The organism is Sphingomonas aliaeris, assembly GCF_016743815.1.
GTDB classification, from domain to species: domain Bacteria; phylum Pseudomonadota; class Alphaproteobacteria; order Sphingomonadales; family Sphingomonadaceae; genus Sphingomonas; species Sphingomonas aliaeris.
The window spans coordinates 1,009,447-1,026,901 of record NZ_CP061035.1 but is presented as its reverse complement, the minus strand read 5'-3'; the positions used below and the strand labels follow the sequence as shown (position 1 = coordinate 1,026,901).

The following is a 17,455-nucleotide window of genomic DNA, read 5'->3' as shown; positions in this document are numbered from 1 at the left end:
AATGCCGGCTGTACGCTCGTCGCCGACTAACCGCTGTGCACTCTGTCAGTCAGGCCGATTCGCGAGAACCGCCTCGAGCAGACCGGGGAACCGCTGATCGAAATCGGAGCGTCGCAGCGTGTTTATCATCTCACGCCCCGCCTGTGTGGTCTCTATCAGCCCCGCTGATCGCAAGAGCTTGAGATGGTTCGACAGCGTACTCTTAGGGATCGTCTCGCAAGGAGCCGCGTCCGTGCAGCTTAGCCGCTCGGTCGCGGCCAGTCGCGCGACCATGCCGAGGCGGTTCGGATCGGCCAAGGCGTGCAACGCTAGATCGAGCGGCACATCCTCGAGCCTGGGATGGGTGAAACGTGGCATAACCAAGATATAGGGAGACGAGCATCATTTTAATAGTTCGGGATTGTTGAACCATTGCCGAGGCGCCCCATCTTCCTGTCTGCCAACAGCGCATGAAGGCGTGACCGCAGGGCACATTTTGGAGATACGATATGTCACTTCAGGGCAAGAAGGCGCTCGTCACTGGCGGGTCGCGTGGTATTGGCGCAGCGATCGCCAAAAGACTGGCCGCTGATGGAGCATCCGTTGCGATCACCTACGCCGGAAACAAGGCCGCCGCGGACGCTACCGTAGCGGCGATCGAAAGCGCGGGCGGCACTGCCTTTGCATTCCAAGCCGATGCTTCTGACCCAGCTTCCCAGCGCGCAGGAGTCGAGCAGGCGGCGGCAGCGCTCGGCACGATCGACATCCTGGTTCACAATGCCGGAGTGGCCGAGTTCTCCGTCGTTGCCGAGGACACCGACGAGACCTTCGACCGCCAGTTCGCGGTCAACGTGAAAGGGTTGCATGTTGGCACACGTGCGGCGCTTCCACACCTCAGCGATGGTGGGCGGATCATCCTGATAGGCAGTATCTCAGGCGAACTCGCCTTCCCGGCGACCTCGGTCTACAGCGCGACGAAGGCGGCGGTCGCGGCGCTGGCACGCGGCTGGGCAAAGGACCTCGCTCCGCGCAATATCCTCGTCAACACGGTACAGCCGGGCCCAATCGATACCGACCTGAATCCGGCCGACGGCGAGTTCGCGCAGCAGATGCTCGGCGCCATCCCGCTCGGCCGCTACGGGAATGTAGAAGAGATTGCTGGTGCCGTCTCCTTCCTTGCCGGGCCGGATGCCAGCTACATCACCGGCGCCACGCTCAACATCGATGGAGGTGCTGCGGCCTGAGCGACAGCGGGCGGCCCCTCCGGGAATGGAGGGGCCGATGCGATCGTCACCTCGCCGCCCACGGCGTATTCGCCTCGTCCGGGCATTTCGATGCGGTTGAAGCGGTCGCACGTCTTGGGGTGGCGGAGACTGGCGGGCTCCTGGAATCGGACTGGGTCATTTCATGCAGGCGTCATCAAAAGAGTGCGTTCTGGGCCGTAGCTTGGAAGCCAGAATTGGCTGGAGAGACAATGACCGAGGCACAGGGCGATACCTTTGGCAGCATCTGTGTACTCGTCAGCACGGGTCTCCTGCTGTGGGCGGTACACCTCGCAAGCGGCTCGAGTCATGCCCGCGCAGTAAGGTGCCTCATGGTTCTGAGCGTGGTCTTGTCTGTGTCGGGTGTTGCTATGGTCATTTATACGTAATCTATGGCTACTCTAATTCTTCTAAGAATAATCAGGCGGCTGCCTTCATCCGCCTCGGGGTAGTTCCTTAGGGCGAAGTGGCGGTCGGGCGCGCGCAAACTTTGCGTTTGTAAACTGATGAACCAACCACAACCGTCATCGGCATCTTTCCCCCATTCTCATGCGTGTACAACATTCAGAATAAGCGCTCTCAATTCGAGACTGCTGGGGCATTCGCGCGGATATGCTCGATGAAGGCTCGGAGGGGCGGCGGCAGCAAGCGGCGACCTGAATAATAGAGGTATGGGCCCGAGAACGCCTGCCACCACTCCGGCAGCACCGGTTCCAGCACACCGCGATCGATCGCCGGTCGAAGCCAGTCCTCGAACAGGGACACGATGCCGCTACCTCCGATCGCCATGTCGACCAACAGATCTGCCGCGCCGGCAACGCTCGCGATCAGGGGACCCTGCGGCTCCACCCTTACGATTTCACCATCGCGCTCGAACTCCCATGGGCTGGTCAGCGCGCCACTGGTGAATCGGCCTCGAAGACAGGCATGTGCGAGCAGGTCGCGGGGATGACCGGGACGTCCCCGCGCGTCCAGATAGGCGGGCGAAGCGGCCGTGGCGAAGCGCTGCACGCGCGGCCCGATCGGCATGGCGATCATGTCCTGTTCGAGCCGCTCGTCGTAGCGAATGCCAGCGTCGCATCCTGACGCTACCATGTCCACAAAGCCGTCGTCGGCAACGACTTCAATCTGAATGTCGGGATAGTCTGCAAGGAAGCCGGGCAGGATTGCTGGCAACACCAGTCGTGCCGCGCTGACTGGCACATTGAGTCGCAGCGTTCCCGCGGGACGGTCGCGGAACAGGTTGATCACATCGAGTGCCGCCTCGACTTCGTCCAGCGCCGGCCTCAAACGCTCTACCAGCCGCATGCCTGCTTCGGTCAGCTTGACGCTTCGCGTCGTACGGTGGAGCAGGCGGACCCCCAACCTGGTTTCCAACCGCCTCACGGCTTCGCTTAGGGTCGATGCACTTGATCCTACGTTGCGGGCCGCATCTCGGAACCCCCGAGCCTGCGCAACGGCAAGAAAGGCATTGAGGTCGCCAAGGTCAGCCTTCATCGTTCGGTTTTCCGTACAGCCCGTACGGATCACTCCGACTTATCTGAGTAATCCGCAACTCGTATCTACGCGTCATAACAGGAGACTGATGATGACGATTGAAACCGCCGGTACTTACTCACTGGCCGGGCGCAGCGTGAAGCGGATCGGGTATGGCGCGATGCAACTCGCTGGACCGGGCGTGTTTGGCCCGCCGCGCGACCACCAACAGGCGCTGGACGTTCTGCGGGCGGCAATTGCGGCCGGCGTCAACCATGTCGATACGAGCGATTTCTACGGTCCCCACGTCACCAATCAATTGATCCGGGAGGCGCTGTCGCCTTATCCCGACGACCTGCTGATCGTGACCAAGATCGGTGCACGCCGTGGGCACGACGCTTCGTGGCTGCCGGCGTTCGGGCCGGACGAGCTAAAGCGCGCGGTGGAGGACAATTTGACCAACCTTGGCCTCGAAACGCTCGATGTCGTCAACCTGCGGCTGATGTTCGACGTGCATGGCCCAGCAGAGGGTTCGCTCGCGGCTCCGCTGAGGGCTGTTGCCGATCTTCAACGCCAAGGACTGGTCCGCCATATCGGCCTGAGCAACATCACCCCTAGCCAGTTCGAGGAAGCCCGCGGCATTGCCGATATCGTCTGCGTCCAGAACCAGTACAACATCGCGCACCGCACTGACGATGCGTTTATCGAGAGACTGGCTGGCGAGGGCGTCGCCTATGTCCCGTTCTTCCCGCTTGGCGGTTTCAATCCGCTTCAATCGGCCGCGCTGTCGAAAGTCGCGGCGAGACTTCATGCAACGCCGATGCAGGTAGCTCTTGCCTGGCTGTTGCAGCACGCCCCTAACATCCTGCTCATTCCCGGCACGTCGTCCGTGGCGCATCTGCACGAGAACCTCGCCGTGGCATCGCTGACCTTGCCCGAAGATGCGATCGCTGAACTGAACTCGATTGGATAGTAAGATGGGTCTTGCCGCCATGCATAGGCGGGCAAGATCCACTTGCGATCACTCTGAGCTAATCTCGACACCCCTAAAAGCGGACATCCATTCATGGTTCCAGGCACGCTTGGCTTACCGACGTTCATGGAAGCGACGCCACGTCCTTGGGGTCGTTGACTCGCGATTGATGACGGGAATAAGTTCCATTCGAACGGCACTTCTTACGCTCGCTTACGTCCGAACACGGGCCGTGTGGCCATCTGTTCTGATCGATGCGCCGCTGTCAGCACAGCACGTTCTGTCAGGTACCTGCCCATTATTTCGTCAGCATCGAAGACCGAAGACGTTGCGGTAATATCCGGCGGCGATACGGCATCAAAGGCGGCGACTGACGCGGTCGAATGCCCTTGACCCTGGAGATGCAGAAAGCGCGACATCAGGCCGGCGAGCTCACGCTCGCCGAGTCCGAGCAAGTCGACGGGGATATACATCTTACGAGAGCCGCCGAGCCGGTTGCGATATCCCTCGACGACGAGGTTTCGGGTGGCCCCGCTGCTAAACAACACCTTGAAGTTGAAGGCCGAGGATTTGCGAACCTCGATGTCCGCGACATCGTCCCACAGGATGGTGTTCTGCCGAAGCAGCCCGCTGACCGTGATGCTTTCCCGATCGTACTTCAAGATTGTGCGGTCGCCTACAAGCCGGGCAACTATGAGCATTGCAAGCGAGAGGTACAGGATGCCGCCGATCGCGAACGGAAGCATGTATCCGATTGCACTGGTCGGAAACAACAGGATGGCGGGCACCGCCGCCTTCGCGGCCGCTCGCCCTGCCGCCCCCGGCGCCAGGTCGTAGCTTTCCGGCGAAATGCTGGTGATGTCGATACGAGAAGGCGTGGCCACGACATCCCGCCAGGCGCGATCACGCTTGTCCCGCCTGCTACGCCGCCAGACGAAGAAGGCGAAGATCCCGGCAAAGGCGAACAAAAGGCCCGCCGGTCCAGCGTGGCCGATCACGGACATGACAAAGCCAAACCCGAACATCACCATGACGGCACGTCCGAAGAACTGCGCCGTGCCACGCCCCACGCCGCGAGCACCCTCTATCGCAACAGCATGAACGTCACGAATGGTCGTAACGGTGCCGCTCTCGCGAAAATCGCGGGCGTCGGGCTTCCGGATCATCCTAGGCGGCCTTTGACGCCTGCTTCAGAGCAGCGAGCCGCTGCGCGACACTTGCATTCTTCTGCATCGCGTCGATCTCCGCAACGCTGTTCAGTGCCCCAACGTCGCCACGCGCAAATCCGACCCCACCTGCACCGCTCATCGCCCGATCGAACGCTGCTTCGGCCTGTTCGACCTTATGCTCGACATGCCGGGCCTGGCTGAAACCACCGTCGCCCCCCATCGATGCGTCAGCCCTGGCGATCTCGAAGGCGGCGAGTGCCTCCTGCATCTGCGCCTTGCGTCCGCGCAAAGCCGCGAGACTCTCGTCGAGCTTCGCTTCCTCCTCGCGTGCCAGATCCTGAACGTCGGCGAGATTGCTTGTTTGCTGTTCCAGGTCGATCTGACGCTTCAGCGCGCCCTCGGCAAGATCGTCGCGTCCGCCATCTACAGCAAAGCGCGCCTTCGCGGTCAGCTCCTCTACCTTGCGGGCGATCATCTCGGTCTGGCGGGCGGCCTGAAGCCGGCGTGTCATTGCGCGTTCCTGATCACCGCGAACGGCATCGATCGTGCGATCTACCTCGCGGATCGCTTCGCGCATCACGCCGTCGTTGTTCGCCCGCTCCATTGCATCAACGCTATCCTCGATACGCGCAGACAACAGTCGCCGCACTCGAACCAATATTGATTCCGCCACACGTACCTCCATCACTATTGCGATCAGCATCCGCCCCGCCCGTTAAAAAGACGTGAAGCCTGGCCGCGATAACGGCTTGTGAACCAACGGCCCTTACCCTTGGCGGCGATACCAAGCGGGAGCGTACGTGATGATACTCATATGGATCGTGCTGGGTCTTCTTGGATCGATCGCCGTCGCGCTCTGGTGGATCGTGCTGACCTACGCACGGACGAACAATACCCTGATCGCCCTCGACCAGAGGTGCGATACGGCATTTGCCGATATCGACGTTCATCTGAAGCACCGCCACAACATCATACCTGGTTTGGTAGAGGTCGTCCGCGGCGTCGCCGAGCACGAGCGCACCTTGATCCTCGGCGTAGCCGAGGCGCGAGCCACTGCTCTCGCCGCTGTGGCGCCTGGGGCAAGACTGAAGGCCGAACGCGACCTCAGCTTGAAAGTCAGCACGCTATTGGCCGGCGCGGAGGGCTATCCCGAGCTGCGTGCCGTACCCGAATTTGGACAGCTGCGGCAGCAACTCGTCGACTGTGAAAACCGGATCACTGCATCGCGCCGGTTCTTCAACCTGGCAGTCGAGGAATATAACGTCATGATGCGGCAGTTCCCGGGTAGCTACATCGCTTCCAAGCGTCGCATGAACAGCCGCCAGCCCTACGATCTGGGCATCGAGCGTGTGCTGGTGGACGAGCCAGTCTCCTTCGCGTTCTAACGGCGATGGGAGCGACAGGCCTGTATGGCTGGATCCAAAGCAATGATGGAAGATCCACCGGGCTCTTCCTCCTTTTTCTACTGGCGATACAGGTCATTGCGCCATTCGCGCTTATCCTGCCCCTCGTCATGCTCGACATCGATCATGCACCGCTCTTCAGCTGGTCCGGATACGCTTTGCGGTATGCACCCTTGGTGCTTGCAGCCTCCATCGTGTGGTTCGCAGCGCAATTGTGGTGGCACGTGGAGACCGTCAAACGTGCGGTGGGGTTTCAGTTCGTCGATGACGCCGATGAACCGCGACTGTGTCGCACAATCGAACCCCTCATCATTCTAGCCGGTTTGCCAACGCCATTTGTGGGCGTGATCGAAAGTGACGCGCGTAATGCCTTTGCCTGTGGCGTCGGGCACAAAAAGGCCGTCGTCGTGGTAACGCGCGGCCTGATCGATGCGCTTTCCGACGCGGAACTTGCCGGCGTCCTGGCGCACGAGCTCAGCCATGTGAAAAACGGCGACATCAGATTGATGGCGGCCGCCAACATCTTCATGTCGGCGCTTACCCGGTTGCACGCTCGCAATGCCCTGCGCTTCTCTCCGGTACACGGACTGGTCGCCTTGGCGATACCAGCGGTCCTACCGCTGTCGCTGGCAGCAACCCTGATCGGGCGCATCGCGCTGCGCGCTGGCCAGGTCTCGCGCCTCTTGATCGCATCGTCGCGTGAGTTCGTTGCCGATGCACAGGCCGCGGGGTGGACAAAGGATCCAGCCGCTCTCGCCTCGGCGCTGCTCAAGGTTGATGAGCGTTACCGGATCGACAGCTCACGGGCCGAGGACGATGCGATGATGATCGCGGGGGAAAGCAGTGGAACCGGCGCAACCCACCCTACGGTCTCTCAGCGTGTGGCGGCCTTGGCACGTGTCACCGGCTCGATGGTCTGGAACGCCCCTGCGAGCCCGACCGACAGAGACTGGACCGCCAACACGACGCCCGCCACGGTTGCACGAGCACGGTTTGGTCGGCGGGGACGTGCGATACAGGCTATCGGGCGGGTACGGCAGGGCGACCGCGAGAACTTTCTGGGCCTGACCTCCTGGAATACCTTTGCCCTGGTGCTGACCGTAGGAGCACTGATCGGGATACATTGGCCTCAAATCGGCGACGCGCGCGCCATGGCGGCGAAGTTTGACCCGCGGCCGATTGGCACGATGATCGGCGCGCCGATGTCGTGCGAACTCAGTCCATTTTCCTCCACCTTTAAACGGCGGTGTAACGCTGGAATGACTGCGGGCGCGTATCGGGAATACGAAGGGCAGCAAGGAACTTTGGCCGGGTACATCGCGGACTGGAGCAAGGCGAGGCGCAATCGCGGCCTGATTAATGCCGATCTTTCGGTGGCAAGTTTCGGACATGATCACGTGCAGGAATCCTATCGGGGGCAAAGTGGGCGAATGGATCAGGCCACGGTGTTCAGAACCGGCGACGGCATGTACATCGACGCAGACGGTCATGAAACCTTTGCCCCGCCCGTCGACCTGATAATCGCCGAAACGACGAAGCTAGGCTGCTTTGTACGCGACCCGAGGCCGATCGAACGTGGTCCAGCTAAACCGCCCAACCGGAACGACATTGCAAGTATCGCATCCGACCTAAACCGTGCCGCATCCGAGACGGCCTCCGGCACACCGGATTTTGCGTCGATCTCCTATTATCTCGATCGCCGAGAAACCTTAATAGACCGCGCTTGGGCCCTCTACCGGCAGCCCGGGCTGGATGCGCTACGCGCGGCTCTTGACGACCAGCAGCAGAGTCGCGCTGTCGAGCGGGTCCGCGCCACGGTAGCTCAGCTAGGCTTCCCTGCGGATATGAAGCCAGTCGATCGTGCAAAGCTTCGCGAATTACTTCAAGACCCGGCCGCGTTCGTACCCTGCCGAAGCCTGCGAGCCACGTGACTTGGAGCAGCAATAGCGTGAATTTTAGCGAACAGCAGTTGTGGATGTAATCCAAACGGGAGTTGATCCCGCCACAGAATACATTGTTGTCCTGATGCCCCCTTCAGAGGTGCCGTGAAAGGTCGCCGTAAGCAGCAAAAACCCAATTTCACCTGCCAAACGCGCGCCTCCGGCCAATCGTCCCGCCATCCAGCTTTTTCCCTGAACCACACACCCATGTCAGCGCACCTATATGGTGGTGAGGCGAAACGGGAAGCTGGCAATGGCGGCCACGCTGGTGCTTGTGCCGACCGTCGCTCTCGATGCTGCGGCAACCCCATGGGAGCATCGGGCCGACGCTTGGACGCCGGCCCTCGAGATGCGTTGGGTTGCTGACCCGCCGGTGCCGCCGCAACCGCTGAAACTGCAGAGCGGCACGCTGTTCGATGCGCCTTTCCGCGAGTCCCTTATTGCTTCCTGAGCGTAAACTCGTCGGTTGTCCCGGCTTTCAGGTTGACCGCTTTCAAAGTCATCGTCGTCGCATCGACCGGCATATAGGTATATGTGCCAACGGCTTTGCCGCCGATATAGTCGGTCTCGACAAAGCCCCCGCCAGCCTTGGTCAGGGCGACCATCGCGTTTGCCTTGTCCCCTATGAAAGCGACCTTGGGTCCGTCTAGTGTAGCGGTGTAATGCTCACCGGTGCCTAGCTTCAGGGTGACCATGTTGCCCGACGTGGAAATTGCCGCAGTGAGGTTTTCTTCTGCGATCTGAGCGCCGTCATTGATGGCTAGCCAGGAGCCGCTGGCAGCGTGCCCGCCAGCTGGCGCCGCCCCAACCCGCTTCGACATGCTGCTGCTGGTCGTTGTTTTACCAGACGCGTTGTCCGCGGAGACAGACGTGAGATTCAACATGCTGCCGTCGCTCGACGCCGCGACTTTCGTAGTGCTGACCGGCGTGCCCTTACGATAGCGCTTCCACTCCAGCGTGTTGGCATCCAGGACGGCGACCGAGGCGGCGTCCCAATAGTCTCGACCAGCTACGGAATGAGGCTTTCCATCAGCAGCGATCTTATACGGAGGCGTGCACGAGGTGCAGTCGTATACGCCGTCCTTGACGACGAAAACGTCAGGCTTCGTCGATAGTTTAGCGGTCGCGGTGTCGGCCTTCCACGTTCCATCGATCTGGCCGGCGGCATGGGCCGGCACGGACGCAGCGAGTATCAGGGAGCTCAAAACGGCGTTGATGCGTTTCATTATAAATCCCCCTAAATAAATCAAAGACTCGATTCTTGGGCGACCCGCTGACGAAAATACTCTTAGATAGGCGACAGCGCAACCAGCCGTTTCACGGATCACGCACGCGAGTACTTGAAACTTTAATGGAACGGTGGGAAATCGACGTGAGGTAAAGCGCGGCTTACTTGTTAGTTCAAGACGATCTTCGGCTAGGCACCGGTTCGTCAGGCGAACGGCCGATACGCAAACCGGAGCCTCGACGCTTTAGGGATATCCCATCTTCCAAATCCATTCGCCAACGGCTGATCGCAGTTGTGGCGGCGGAGATTCTGTGTTTGTCCTTGAGCATTCGTCGAATGCCATCTCGACTGGGGATCATCGCGTGGCTTTGATGCATGGACGGGGCAAGGTGAAGCGGGCAATGAGGACATTGATCGGAGCAGCGGCGTTGTCCCTCGCATCCTGTACCGTCAGCTCACCGGTACCGGATCCTGTTCACGGGCGCCAAATCGCGCAGATCGAAGGTTGCATTAGCTGCCATGGCGACAGGCTTGACGGCCATCTGGTGGAGGAGGACGCTCAGTTCGCGATCGCCTGGAGCAGCAATCTGTCGCGTCTGATTCCACGGTGGGACGACGCGGCGGTCGAGCGGACGCTGCGCAGCGGCCGACGGCCGGATGGATCAGCGCTGTGGTTCATGCCGACCTATGTCCACGCGCGCCTGTCGCAGACCGATATGCGCGATCTGATCGCCTGGATGCGGACAGTCCCCGCGACGGGCGTGGACCACCCGCCGCTGAAGCGCGGCCCGCAGTTCGCAGTCGCGCTCGAGCACGAAATGCAGGACTCGGCGACGCAGGCGGCCCGTCTTGCCCCACGTGCGCCAGCCGCCGCCGGTGCCGATCATGCGCGCGGCCGCTACCTGGCACAGATAGCCTGCAGCGAATGTCACGGCCCGGACCTCCACGGCGCGCGCGACCCGGAACCCGGCCAGCCGCCGGACCTCGCCGCCGCCGCGGCCTACGACCCGGAGGCGTTCCGCACGTTGCTTCGCACTGGTCGCGGATTAGGCGGCCGCGATCTCGGCGAAATGACGCAGTACGGCCCCGAGAGGTTCGTCGGCCTTACCGACGTGGAGATCGACGAGATACACCACTACCTGGTTGCCCGCTCGCACATTCCGCGGCGATGAGCTCAATGTCTGCAGTAGTGAGGTTATCTTCGAGAGGGAGGACCGTTCGGGCTTCCCGAGGCCGGTTGGGCATCTGATTGTCGGGCATCCGTTCATATTCGTGAAGAAACGGTAGCGGGCACACCGCTCGTTCTACCGGCTTTGGAATTGGCCGATCGGTAAATCGGAATGCTCTGTCGGTGATCCTGAACGGACCTCTGGCCCCAAGACGGAACGGGCACCCCTTGATCGCCATTCGGCAGCGGTCGTTTCCCAGTTGCCGAATGGCATGCGTCCTCCCACGAATTCGCGATGACCCACTTCTATCAAGCGCATGCCTTCCCGTTCCGGCAGTCGGCGGGAGGGTATGTTGGCCATGGCCTTTGGTTCGCGCAGCAGAGGGAAGCCGAGCACGTCGGACCAGGAGTCCGTGGCGACGAACGGGCTTACAGGCACGGAAAACAGCGCGACGTATATCTTCCGCACCAACGCGACGGCCTTCAATAACATGGGCACCTTCGGTGTGATCGATGGCTCGACGCTTCAGGGGATGACCTTCCAGCCGATCACTGCAGTCCCTGAAACCGCAACTTGGGGCATGATGATCGCGGGCTTTGGCATGACGGGTGCAGCGATGCGCACGCGCCGTCGCAGCACGAAGGTCGCCTTCGCCTAAACAGATCGCTCTTCGGCGAACGGAAAGCCGCTGCCCTGACGGGTGGCGGCTTTTTGCTGTCCGCCCGATTACCCCCATGCAGGGGTTGTGCGCCATCTTTGAGGCGTGCCAAGTCATCACAAAGATTGAGCAAAGCATTCAAGTACTGCGAGAAGTAGCGCTCAACTTTGGGCGGTGTCGTAAGACATTAGATTGCGGATTGGATCTCCGGGAGGACCATGCCTAGTCTTGATGAGAAGCGTGATCTGGTCCGCGCGTTTTACATGATCGCGGAAACCATGAGCAGTCGGGCGGACGCTGAGATAGTTCGCACCTTCGCGAGCGAGCTTGAGCGTCAGCTCTCTGAACATCCCGCCCGACCGCGCCTGCGTGCGAACGTTCGGCCCTGAACCAGCGCGCCAGAAAATGGACAGGACGAGAGCCCGAGCCTCTTGTGAGTGAAGAGGCTCGTCAGCGTCGGAGCCTGATTACGCCAAGTTGTCGAACTTCCGGACCTCGACGAGGCTTTCCTCGAAATCGTCAAGCAATCGCGCATTGATGCCCATCTTGCCAAAATCCGTTCCGAGCGTCTGCCAATGCGTGCCGCAGCCGCACACCGGACAACGGTGAATGCCGATCATTTGATCGCCCCATACATAGGCGACCGTCTCGCCTGTGATGCCAACGTCGCTGGGCGGATAGTAAGCGGTGCGCCAAGCCGTCCGCCGACAAAGAGAGCAATTACAGTCTGCTACCCACGTCGGCGGCGCCGGCAGTTCGATGCGGACATTGCCGCAGTGGCAGCTTCCTTGGACGGGCATATCGACATGTAGTCACCGGGGGAAGCGTTTGCAACCTGGCTTGCCTGCCAATCGGCATGTGCTCACGCTGCGGCCAAGAACCGTCAACGCGGCACACCTGTGAGGCTATGGGCCTGCCGTCAAGGTGCCTTGCTGGATGATTAGTTGCCAGCGTCCGCGGCGATAAACGAGCACGTCGGTGAAGCGAATATACATTTCACCATAGCGCCCAAACGCAGTTCCACCGAGGTGGTCCACTCCCGTCACGACGGCGGTGTTCCCATAAACGGTGATGTCCAATGGGCCGTGATTGATGAACTTTGGCTTGATCTTGCCAGTCCGGAAGATGTCGATGTCTGCCTCACGCGACTGCAGCTTCCCGTCGATTCCCTGCATCCGGCTCTCCTCCGCATAGAGGCGCTCGAGAAAGCCTACATCGCCATCGATCCGCGCTTGTCGCCAGGCATCCTCGGCCGTTGTGATCTCCTGCCTGGCTGCATCCGTAGTTTGAGCAGCGGCCGACATGGTCATCGTCAGGGCTGCGACGATCGAACAGAGCATTGATAGAACGCGCATAGGACGCACCTCCGCTAGGCAGTTGACGGCTATTGCCTCGTACCGGCTAGGGTCGTTGATACCGATCGCCGGGCTAAGATCTGCCCGCGAAGATCGACCACCGAACCGAGGACGCTTTTCGCTATCAGCCGTGGTGCTGCCACCTTCGTTTGTTCCAAGCGCGCGACCTCACATCGTCCCCGAAACGCCAGAACCGCGTCCCCCGCACATTTGGACCGGCTCGCACCACCGTCCAGCATTCGCGTTGCGGCAGCTCGACGATGCGGTGGATGTGCTCGGCCGGCACCTTGTGCACAGTTCCGGGACTGCGGTGAACCAACTCGCTGCGCCAGCCGCCGCCGGGCACTATATGGAACACCTCTTCGACATAGCCCCCGGCAAGGATCTCCGTTTCAAAGCTCCACGGATGGTCGTGCGGATCTGCATGCGGCTCTCCCCTCCGGAACCGGTGGAGCGCCCGACCGTCGTCGAGGTGGTATTTAGTAAACGCGCGGGACATCCGCTCAACGCGCACGATCGTCGTGCATGGCGGGGCGTATCCCGCTGCAATCCGCGGGATCCGTGGGATCGTTTTCGACATCGCGTGGTATGAGCCTTTGCGGATAGTAATCCATTGCGGCCGTTGAAACAAACACCCGGTGGCACTGCGTTGAGGGGGAATGCCACCGGGCGAGGCTAGCTCGGAAGCCTGGGTCTACAGAATGACCCCTGAAGCGCCTCTTATCCGTTATCAGAGCTTCGCGTCCCAGCGAAAATTCTGAGCCGGCGGTAGCCGAGATGTACTCAGCTCATCACACCGCTACGACATCCGCAAGCGGGCCGCGGGTCCGCGGTTCAGCCGCGAGCCACCCGATAGCCGAGCTCCTCGCGGATTAGCCTGTCTAGTTCCTTGATGCGCGTGCTTATCGCGAGATGTTCGGCGCTGGCACGCACGCCGCTCGCCTCCAGCAAGTGAAGCGCAACGCGGAGCTCCACCCGCTCTTCGTCCCAGGCCGCCGTTGCCCTGCTCTTCGTTCTCGCCATGACCGGTCCCCTAGGCTACGAAATCAGCATAATTGCCTGACCGGGCAATGATCCAGATCAGCAAACGAAGCGGGCAGCCTAAAGGCTACCCACAGCGAACCGCCTTATAGATCTATGGCAAAGCCCAGAGATCTGGGTCCCCCTTGGAGGGCCAGGGATCTGAAGCTGGTCTTGGATTTTGCATGCTTGGGGAGGGTTCAGTGGCCGAGACTCGATGCGGTGGGTCTCTTCCTCGACCGGCTGAGCTCGCATAACTTTGTGGCGAACGATGACCGGGCTGCCTTTATGGGGCTTCGCGCACTCAGCCGCTACCATGAGCCTGCGAAGTACTTGCAGCGAGAGGGCGACCTCAATTCCGAGATGTTCTTTGTCATCGCGGAGAGGCACGCATTCGGGCAGAAGATCGCCGAGGACGGCAAGCGTCAGATTGTCTCCCTTTTGATGCCCGGAGACACGAGCGACGGACATAAGCTTTTCCTGCGATTGACTGACCACAACGTCCAGGCTCTTACACGATTGCAAACCGTTGAGATCAGTCGCGCGGACGTTCAACGGGTGGCGTTCGAGCGCCCCCGCGATCGGCCGTGCGCTATGGATGGACGCTTCGAAGAAGGCGGCGGTCATGCAGGAATGGCTGGTCAACGTAGCCTGTCGGCACGCCCGACATCGTTTTGCACGCCTACTCTGTGAGTTTGTCTGACGAGCGAGCGCTCGGGGAATAAGTGTAGGGGCTTATCATGAGTTCCTATGACCCAAGCCCAATTAGGGGACGCGACCGGGCTTGCCAGTGTCCATGTATGCCGTACGTTGAGGACATTCGCCGCTGAGGGGCTGATCATCTATCGCAAGCGACAGCTAAGGATATTCGACGTGACAGGCTTGGCAGCCATCGGCAGCTTCAGCCGAGCGTATCTTCATCTTCCCCTTGAGAACATACGGCCCGCGTTCTCGTCCTGATAGTAGGGATACCTAGTTCTTATTAGCAAACCGATGGCGGCCTCTCAAAGGCTCCGATTGATAGCATCACCGGAAAGCCGGTGGCCTTGACGCTTCCGCTCATACCGTTTGCCATATCAGTCGACCCCGCGACCACGTAGCTCTTTGCCGGCAGCGTCGCCCGATCGTCGCAGCGCTTCCAGATCGTCCGTGGACTTCGCCTCGATGCCGGCAACCTCGTTACGGGCGCCCTCCATCGAATATACCAACTCGTCCATCTTCAGGTGAAGCGCCTGCTCGCTCCGTCGCTGTCCATTCAGGACCATCTGCGTCAAGGTGATCGAGCAAACCGAGAGGATGAGGCTTAGAGTGTTCTCCCCGGCAGCGCCGGCGCGCAGATACCAACCGGCGCAGAACACCGCGGTGAGGATGATGGCGAGCGGCGCTCCCGCCATGTCGGCGGTCCGTCCCGCGACGCGTCCACCAACCTCGTTCAGTCGCTTCCACATGATTGCTACCTCTCAGGCACCGCGAGGATCGCTCGCCGCGCGTTCTTCGTGCTCAAAGATCCAGGCCGCGTCGATTGATCTCGGCAGCTAGCAGATCCGCTTCCTCGGCTTCGCCGTCGATTGCGTGCCAGTCGGCGAGCAATTCCTGATCCGACTGCAAGATTACCCACATGCGCGCGCACTGCCTCATCGCATCGTCGGCGTCGGCATCGCGACCCTCGGCTCGCATGCCCTCCACGAACGAACAGATCGTGTCGATATAAGAGGGCCCGTGTTCGTCGAGCAAAGCCCGGTCGAGTTCGTATTCATGCTGTTCGCTGAGTTTTCCGCGCATCAGCGTACGGTGCGCGCCAGCCGGGAGATCCGCAATCCTTGTATAGGCTAAGGCTGGCGCGCCTTGTCGACCGCCTCCCCGCGATCGATCAGCTGCTGCACGATCAGGCGATAGGGCAGGTGGCAACCGGTCCACGGATGCCGGGGCTGCGCAGTTGCGGCCGTCCAGAACTCGATCAGGGACGCGCTATCCTTCGTGAAGGGCCGTAGAACGTGCAGGGCGAGTCGGACCTCGACGGTTCCTACGCCTTCGGAGGATGATCGATGCGCGGCGTCTTGGAGGATCTGAAGCGCCAGATTGATCAAGGCAGTGCGGTGAGCAGTTCGGCGGGCGCGCTTCCTGCCGAAAGGTATTGGTGCCAGAACTATCAGCGGCGACGAGCATCGGTGCGGGCACTTGATCGTTAGGTGCGCTGCTCGCCACGCCGTATTGCCACCATTTTCGCGAACGTGGGCGATCAGCCTATCGAGATCCCAAATTTCGGTGGCCTTACAGCCGCGGCACGTTACGCGAACCTGCGCTTCCACGCGGTGCAGATCCGATAAGGACTTGGGTGCGCCAACCATGGCGCATGTGAACGAACCGGGAACGATTCGGATAGAGGGGACGAGCGCCGGCGCTGAAACATCGACTGGTCACGATTTCGATCGCCGGCTTATCGCCTTGCTCCAGTGAAGTCCCTGATGTCCGGGCGGATGCCAGACGACACGTAGCCCGGCCGGCAAGGGCGTCCACTCACATCCTGGCTGAAGGATCATTTCCGCGCGACAGCGTGAGCATCTTGCGAACTCGAGCTCCTCGTTGCGGATGCCGCCAGCCGGAGAATGCCCCCGTATCTTACAGATCCACGCCATGCGGCGCCGATACCACTATAAGCCTGAATTGCGACGTTCGGAATGAGCAGCATTCCGCTGAACTCGACTATTGCTCCAGGTTATTGGCGAACTCAGCCGACCCCCAGATAACCGGTTAGATGCCCTCTGACCTTCCCCTTTCTGGATCTCGTATCCTATTGGTTGAGCAGGACGGCTTCCTGTCGGACTATCTCACGTCGAGCCTGATCGAAGCGGGCGCTAGCATTGCTGGTCCTGCCCGATCTGTCGAACAGGCGAACAGCATGCTCGGCACTTTCACGGCCATGCCTGATGCGATTGTGTTCGATGCGCAGATTTATGAGTCGAAAGATTTCACCGGGCGGGATGCGATATCCGCTGCTGGCATACCGTTATTGCTGGTTACGAGAGGCGGTTACACACCGGTCTTCGCTACGTCAGACACCTTGCAGGCACCCTTTGCGGCATATCAGGTCGTCGACCACATCAAGGCTGTCGTCAGCCAATCGAACAGATCACATTCGACCAGCCCGCTCTGATCACAACCAATTGTCAGCCTCTATCAACCTGATACGGATTTTACCCGCCTCCGTCGGGCGCAGCGTCCTGAACATCGGAGCCGCCTCCTGAGAGCTTATGCTTCGCCGCATAAGCGGACGCCCCCCGAAACGCTTCTTCTCACGCCCGGAGGAAACTAACGGGCGTTCCTGATCGGACGTGATAGCTACCCGGAGGAAAGTGTTCGCCGTCCAGCACGAAGCCGAATGGCAGATCGACGTCGATTTGCGTGGCGTCCACCCGGTGGTATCCAAGCGCAGAAAGCGCTGTCCCCTCCCCGCCGGCAAGCAGAGTGAGCGTCGACGAGACGATGCGTCGTGGCGGGGCGTCGATCAGCAACGTCTTCATCCCGCTGCGCGTCGGCCCGAACGGGCGTAGTCCGAGCGGCATGCGCTCCAAGGTGGACGCAAGCATCAGGAAGCGGGCACCGTCCCGGTTCCGCCCCACCAGTTGGAGGGCGATGCCGCGCCGTCGAAGGCGTTCCCGAAACCACGGCTGGAAGCACGACTTAGTCTATTCGAGACGAAGTCTGCACCGTACGATCTGTGATTACGAAGCCGAGCTAAGACCTAAACATAAATTCGGAGATGGCCGGCGGTCGATGTTCGGTGGCGCAGCACCGAAGCCACACGCGGGCACTGATATACAAA

General features: G+C 60.8%; 23 protein-coding genes and 1 pseudogene. 10 read left to right on the top strand and 14 right to left on the bottom strand.

Going from position 1 to position 17,455, the window contains the following annotated elements; translation table 11 throughout:
• Window positions 1-45 precede the first annotated feature (45 nt).
• Window positions 46-297 (bottom strand): ArsR/SmtB family transcription factor, encoded by a 252-nt coding sequence (locus H5J25_RS04660; protein WP_404829578.1) that lies wholly within the window; start codon window positions 295-297, stop codon window positions 46-48.
• A 191-nt stretch (window positions 298-488) separates the two neighbouring features.
• Here H5J25_RS04660 and H5J25_RS04655 point away from each other — a divergent pair, with 191 nt between their 5' ends.
• On the top strand, window positions 489-1,223 hold the full coding sequence (locus H5J25_RS04655) for an SDR family oxidoreductase (protein ID WP_202094961.1): 735 nt from the start codon (window positions 489-491) through the stop codon (window positions 1,221-1,223).
• Window positions 1,224-1,820: 597 nt separating this feature from the next.
• On the opposite strand, the gene H5J25_RS04650 is transcribed toward H5J25_RS04655, so the two are convergent.
• Entirely contained in the window at window positions 1,821-2,492 is a 672-nt protein-coding gene (locus H5J25_RS04650; protein ID WP_225883488.1) for a LysR substrate-binding domain-containing protein, read from the bottom strand.
• Between the two features lie 69 nt (window positions 2,493-2,561).
• Window positions 2,562-2,738 (bottom strand): annotated as a pseudogene (locus H5J25_RS20550) (LysR family transcriptional regulator); the annotation flags it as partial.
• An 88-nt stretch (window positions 2,739-2,826) separates the two neighbouring features.
• On the opposite strand from H5J25_RS20550, the gene H5J25_RS04645 reads away from it, so the two are divergent.
• Window positions 2,827-3,690, top strand: a complete 864-nt coding sequence (locus H5J25_RS04645; RefSeq protein ID WP_202094959.1) for an aldo/keto reductase family oxidoreductase — start codon at window positions 2,827-2,829, stop codon at window positions 3,688-3,690.
• Between the two features lie 203 nt (window positions 3,691-3,893).
• On the opposite strand, the gene H5J25_RS04640 is transcribed toward H5J25_RS04645, so the two are convergent.
• Window positions 3,894-4,856 (bottom strand): hypothetical protein, encoded by a 963-nt coding sequence (locus H5J25_RS04640; protein WP_202094958.1) that lies wholly within the window; start codon window positions 4,854-4,856, stop codon window positions 3,894-3,896.
• 1 nt (window position 4,857) lies between these two features.
• Entirely contained in the window at window positions 4,858-5,544 is a 687-nt protein-coding gene (locus H5J25_RS04635) for a PspA/IM30 family protein (protein ID WP_225883487.1), read from the bottom strand.
• Between the two features lie 118 nt (window positions 5,545-5,662).
• Between H5J25_RS04635 and H5J25_RS04630 the strand changes: the two genes are divergently transcribed.
• From H5J25_RS04630 to H5J25_RS04620, 3 genes are all read left to right on the top strand, one after another.
• Window positions 5,663-6,244 (top strand): LemA family protein, encoded by a 582-nt coding sequence (locus H5J25_RS04630; RefSeq protein WP_202094956.1) that lies wholly within the window; start codon window positions 5,663-5,665, stop codon window positions 6,242-6,244.
• A 128-nt stretch (window positions 6,245-6,372) separates the two neighbouring features.
• Entirely contained in the window at window positions 6,373-8,193 is a 1,821-nt protein-coding gene (locus tag H5J25_RS04625) for a M48 family metalloprotease (protein WP_202094955.1), read from the top strand.
• Window positions 8,194-8,455: 262 nt separating this feature from the next.
• Window positions 8,456-8,653, top strand: coding sequence for a hypothetical protein (locus tag H5J25_RS04620; protein ID WP_202094954.1), 198 nt, complete (start codon window positions 8,456-8,458; stop codon window positions 8,651-8,653).
• Here the strand turns inward: H5J25_RS04620 and H5J25_RS04615 are convergent.
• Window positions 8,640-9,428: a hypothetical protein gene (locus H5J25_RS04615; protein WP_202094953.1), complete on the bottom strand. Its 789-nt coding sequence runs from the start codon at window positions 9,426-9,428 to the stop codon at window positions 8,640-8,642. The genes H5J25_RS04620 and H5J25_RS04615 overlap by 14 nt on opposite strands.
• A 403-nt stretch (window positions 9,429-9,831) precedes the next feature.
• On the opposite strand from H5J25_RS04615, the gene H5J25_RS04610 reads away from it, so the two are divergent.
• Window positions 9,832-10,602 carry a c-type cytochrome gene (locus H5J25_RS04610; RefSeq protein ID WP_202094952.1) on the top strand — a complete coding sequence of 257 codons (771 nt, stop codon included), beginning with the start codon at window positions 9,832-9,834 and terminating at the stop codon, window positions 10,600-10,602.
• A gap of 346 nt (window positions 10,603-10,948) precedes the next feature.
• The gene (locus tag H5J25_RS21565) at window positions 10,949-11,257 is read left to right on the top strand and encodes a PEPxxWA-CTERM sorting domain-containing protein (protein ID WP_404829577.1); all 309 of its coding nucleotides are present in this window, start codon (window positions 10,949-10,951) and stop codon (window positions 11,255-11,257) included.
• A gap of 467 nt (window positions 11,258-11,724) precedes the next feature.
• On the opposite strand, the gene H5J25_RS21795 is transcribed toward H5J25_RS21565, so the two are convergent.
• The 4 genes from H5J25_RS21795 to H5J25_RS04585 all read right to left on the bottom strand — a co-directional run bounded on the left by H5J25_RS21795 (window position 11,725) and on the right by H5J25_RS04585 (window position 13,635).
• Window positions 11,725-12,057: a GFA family protein gene (locus tag H5J25_RS21795; protein WP_202094950.1), complete on the bottom strand. Its 333-nt coding sequence runs from the start codon at window positions 12,055-12,057 to the stop codon at window positions 11,725-11,727.
• 105 nt (window positions 12,058-12,162) lie between these two features.
• Window positions 12,163-12,567, bottom strand: a complete 405-nt coding sequence (locus H5J25_RS04595; RefSeq protein WP_202094949.1) for a nuclear transport factor 2 family protein — start codon at window positions 12,565-12,567, stop codon at window positions 12,163-12,165.
• Between the two features lie 169 nt (window positions 12,568-12,736).
• Window positions 12,737-13,126 (bottom strand): hypothetical protein, encoded by a 390-nt coding sequence (locus tag H5J25_RS04590; protein WP_225883349.1) that lies wholly within the window; start codon window positions 13,124-13,126, stop codon window positions 12,737-12,739.
• Between the two features lie 320 nt (window positions 13,127-13,446).
• Window positions 13,447-13,635 (bottom strand): hypothetical protein, encoded by a 189-nt coding sequence (locus H5J25_RS04585; RefSeq protein ID WP_202094947.1) that lies wholly within the window; start codon window positions 13,633-13,635, stop codon window positions 13,447-13,449.
• A 219-nt stretch (window positions 13,636-13,854) separates the two neighbouring features.
• Between H5J25_RS04585 and H5J25_RS04580 the strand changes: the two genes are divergently transcribed.
• Both H5J25_RS04580 and H5J25_RS21560 read left to right on the top strand, forming a co-directional pair.
• Window positions 13,855-14,325, top strand: a complete 471-nt coding sequence (locus H5J25_RS04580) for a cyclic nucleotide-binding domain-containing protein (RefSeq protein ID WP_202094946.1) — start codon at window positions 13,855-13,857, stop codon at window positions 14,323-14,325.
• 57 nt (window positions 14,326-14,382) lie between these two features.
• Window positions 14,383-14,592 (top strand): helix-turn-helix domain-containing protein, encoded by a 210-nt coding sequence (locus H5J25_RS21560; protein ID WP_202094945.1) that lies wholly within the window; start codon window positions 14,383-14,385, stop codon window positions 14,590-14,592.
• A 116-nt stretch (window positions 14,593-14,708) separates the two neighbouring features.
• Here the strand turns inward: H5J25_RS21560 and H5J25_RS04570 are convergent, their stop codons facing one another.
• Genes H5J25_RS04570 through H5J25_RS04560 form a run of 3 tightly spaced genes read right to left on the bottom strand, consistent with a single transcriptional unit; the run spans window position 14,709 to window position 15,719 of the window.
• Window positions 14,709-15,080 (bottom strand): low affinity iron permease family protein, encoded by a 372-nt coding sequence (locus H5J25_RS04570; RefSeq protein ID WP_202094944.1) that lies wholly within the window; start codon window positions 15,078-15,080, stop codon window positions 14,709-14,711.
• A gap of 52 nt (window positions 15,081-15,132) precedes the next feature.
• Complete coding sequence (locus tag H5J25_RS04565) at window positions 15,133-15,414, bottom strand: hypothetical protein (protein ID WP_202094943.1); 282 nt, start codon at window positions 15,412-15,414, stop codon at window positions 15,133-15,135.
• 47 nt (window positions 15,415-15,461) lie between these two features.
• Window positions 15,462-15,719, bottom strand: a complete 258-nt coding sequence (locus H5J25_RS04560) for a hypothetical protein (RefSeq protein WP_202094942.1) — start codon at window positions 15,717-15,719, stop codon at window positions 15,462-15,464.
• A gap of 668 nt (window positions 15,720-16,387) precedes the next feature.
• Here H5J25_RS04560 and H5J25_RS04555 point away from each other — a divergent pair.
• Window positions 16,388-16,786, top strand: a complete 399-nt coding sequence (locus H5J25_RS04555; protein ID WP_202094941.1) for an ANTAR domain-containing protein — start codon at window positions 16,388-16,390, stop codon at window positions 16,784-16,786.
• A gap of 139 nt (window positions 16,787-16,925) precedes the next feature.
• Here the strand turns inward: H5J25_RS04555 and H5J25_RS04550 are convergent, their stop codons facing one another.
• Entirely contained in the window at window positions 16,926-17,252 is a 327-nt protein-coding gene (locus H5J25_RS04550; RefSeq protein WP_225883348.1) for a hypothetical protein, read from the bottom strand.
• Window positions 17,253-17,455 lie beyond the last annotated feature (203 nt).

Bases quoted from the DNA above. Each gene is read 5' to 3' on its own strand.
- H5J25_RS04655 (WP_202094961.1), top strand. From the start codon at position 489: ATGTCACTTCAGGGCAAGAAGGCGCTCGTCACTGGCGGGTCGCGTGGT.
- H5J25_RS04645 (WP_202094959.1), top strand. From the start codon at position 2,827: ATGATGACGATTGAAACCGCCGGTACTTACTCACTGGCCGGGCGCAGC.
- H5J25_RS04640 (WP_202094958.1), bottom strand. From the start codon at position 4,856: ATGATCCGGAAGCCCGACGCCCGCGATTTTCGCGAGAGCGGCACCGTT.
- H5J25_RS04635 (WP_225883487.1), bottom strand. From the start codon at position 5,544: ATGGAGGTACGTGTGGCGGAATCAATATTGGTTCGAGTGCGGCGACTG.
- H5J25_RS04630 (WP_202094956.1), top strand. From the start codon at position 5,663: ATGATACTCATATGGATCGTGCTGGGTCTTCTTGGATCGATCGCCGTC.
- H5J25_RS04625 (WP_202094955.1), top strand. From the start codon at position 6,373: ATGCTCGACATCGATCATGCACCGCTCTTCAGCTGGTCCGGATACGCT.
- H5J25_RS04620 (WP_202094954.1), top strand. From the start codon at position 8,456: ATGGCGGCCACGCTGGTGCTTGTGCCGACCGTCGCTCTCGATGCTGCG.
- H5J25_RS04615 (WP_202094953.1), bottom strand. From the start codon at position 9,428: ATGAAACGCATCAACGCCGTTTTGAGCTCCCTGATACTCGCTGCGTCC.
- H5J25_RS04610 (WP_202094952.1), top strand. From the start codon at position 9,832: ATGAGGACATTGATCGGAGCAGCGGCGTTGTCCCTCGCATCCTGTACC.
- H5J25_RS21565 (WP_404829577.1), top strand. From the start codon at position 10,949: ATGTTGGCCATGGCCTTTGGTTCGCGCAGCAGAGGGAAGCCGAGCACG.
- H5J25_RS21795 (WP_202094950.1), bottom strand. From the start codon at position 12,057: ATGCCCGTCCAAGGAAGCTGCCACTGCGGCAATGTCCGCATCGAACTG.
- H5J25_RS04595 (WP_202094949.1), bottom strand. From the start codon at position 12,567: ATGACCATGTCGGCCGCTGCTCAAACTACGGATGCAGCCAGGCAGGAG.
- H5J25_RS04585 (WP_202094947.1), bottom strand. From the start codon at position 13,635: ATGGCGAGAACGAAGAGCAGGGCAACGGCGGCCTGGGACGAAGAGCGG.
- H5J25_RS21560 (WP_202094945.1), top strand. From the start codon at position 14,383: ATGACCCAAGCCCAATTAGGGGACGCGACCGGGCTTGCCAGTGTCCAT.
- H5J25_RS04570 (WP_202094944.1), bottom strand. From the start codon at position 15,080: ATGTGGAAGCGACTGAACGAGGTTGGTGGACGCGTCGCGGGACGGACC.
- H5J25_RS04565 (WP_202094943.1), bottom strand. From the start codon at position 15,414: ATGCGCGGAAAACTCAGCGAACAGCATGAATACGAACTCGACCGGGCT.
- H5J25_RS04555 (WP_202094941.1), top strand. From the start codon at position 16,388: ATGCCCTCTGACCTTCCCCTTTCTGGATCTCGTATCCTATTGGTTGAG.